Origin of the sequence: Falsiroseomonas oryzae, assembly GCF_027856955.1 — a bacterium.
GTDB lineage: Bacteria > Pseudomonadota > Alphaproteobacteria > Acetobacterales > Acetobacteraceae > Falsiroseomonas > Falsiroseomonas oryzae.
Window position 1 is genome coordinate 1 of record NZ_JAPSMD010000785.1, and the last position, 1351, is coordinate 1351.

Below are 1351 nucleotides of genomic sequence, written 5' to 3' on the forward strand. Positions count from 1 at the left end.
GTCCCGGGCGGTGACGGGCTGGCTGGCGCGGGCCCATATGCCGGAGGCGCTGGCCGTCGGGCCGGGCTGAGCGGCAGGCCGCGGCGCCCGTCCTGGCGGGCGCGCGCCCCGCCTCGCGCGGCCGACAAGTGTGCTGCGATTGCGAACGGTGTATGGACCACCCGATGGACACCCCCGAGCTCCGCGCCGAGGAGCGGATGGTCGGCGCCCGGCCGGCCCCCCCCGCCGCTTCGCCGCCCCCCGAGAAGGACAAGCCGCGCCGCAAGCGCCGTGGCCCGTTCCGCGGCCTGGCCTTTCTGCTCAAGCTCGGCCTCGTCCTGGCCGTGGCCGGCGGGCTGGCCGCCGCCGGGGCGGGCTGGGCGCTGTACCGCTCCGCCGGCGCGGACCTGCCCGACTATTCCTGGCTGGCCGACTACCAGCCGCCGCAGATGAGCCGGATCTACGCCGCCGACAGCCGCCTGATGGCCGAGCTGGCGCAGGAACGCCGGGTCTTCGTGCCGATCGAGGCGATCCCCCGCCGCGTGCAGCAGGCCTTCGTCTCCGCCGAGGACCAGAACTTCTGGTCGCATCCGGGCGTGGACCCGATCGCCATCGCCCGCGCCGTCATGGTGAATGTCGAGCAGATTGGCAGCGGGCGGCGGCCCTTCGGCGCCTCCACCATCACCCAGCAGGTCGCCAAGAACATGCTGGTCGGCAACGACCGCACCCTGGCCCGCAAGGTGCGGGAGGCGATCCTGGCGCTGCGCATCGAGCAGGCGATGCCCAAGGCCCGCATCCTGGAGATCTACCTCAACGAGATCTTCCTCGGGCAGCAGGCCTATGGCGTGGCCGCCGCGGCGCAGGGCTACTTCAACAAGTCGCTGGACGAGCTGACCCTGGCGGAGGCCGCCTTCCTGGCCGCGCTGCCCAAGGCGCCGAACAACTACAACCCCGTGCGCTTCCCCGAAGCCGCCAAGATCCGGCGCGACTGGGTGCTGGGCCGCATGGCCGAGGACGGCCACATCACCGCCGAGGAGGCCGAGCGCGCCCGCGCCGAGCCGATCGTGCCGCGCCCGACGCGCCGCCCGCCCGACATGGTCGCCGTCGGCCAGCACTTCACCGAGGAAGTGCGGCGCGAGCTGGTCGCCCGCTTCGGCGCGGACCAGACCACCATGGGCGGCCTGGTCGTCCGCACCTCGCTGGAGCCGCCGCTGCAGGCCGAGGCGGAGCGCGCGTTGCGCCGCGGCCTGCTGGACTATGACCGCCGCCGCGGCGGCTGGCGCGGGCCGGTGGCGCAGATCGATGCTTCGGCCACCGAGTGGCTGCCGGCGCTGCAGGCCGTGCAGCGCCCGCCGGGCGCCCTGCCGGAATG

1 protein-coding gene is annotated in these 1351 nt (G+C 74.5%); it reads left to right on the forward strand.

The genetic code is table 11. The features are described from left to right. Nucleotides 1-164: 164 nt before the first annotated feature. Nucleotides 165-1351: transglycosylase domain-containing protein (locus OZN99_RS31665; protein WP_270939160.1), on the forward strand; the 1187-nt coding region annotated here is incomplete at its 3' end.